Raw genomic sequence first — 258 nt, 5'->3', positions numbered from 1 at the left:
GTTCGTCTATCGCCTGCCCGGCGGCGGCATTCGCCTGCGCAGCTTCAACCGCGAGGAATATCCGGACGAGGAGTACTCGCCGGAGGACATGCGCAGCCGCCAGATCAGCATGATCGGTTGGGTCTTCTGGTGGTCCACCGTACGCCACCGGCGCGGCCCGTCCCTGGTGCGGTGAGCGCCTGGCGCTCGCCCGCTCTACAACTTCAGCTATTGAACAAGAAAACAACCTGAGCTATATTTCCTTCAACGACGTGTAGC

At 61.6% G+C, this 258-nt stretch carries 1 pseudogene; it reads left to right on the top strand.

Annotation, left to right across the window (positions count from 1 at the left end):
* Positions 1-175: pseudogene (locus tag BST14_RS32105) on the top strand (helix-turn-helix transcriptional regulator); the annotation flags it as partial.
* Positions 176-258 lie beyond the last annotated feature (83 nt).

Source organism: Mycobacterium arosiense ATCC BAA-1401 = DSM 45069, assembly GCF_002086125.1.
GTDB lineage: Bacteria > Actinomycetota > Actinomycetes > Mycobacteriales > Mycobacteriaceae > Mycobacterium > Mycobacterium arosiense.
This window is presented reverse-complemented; position numbering and strand designations above follow the sequence as displayed.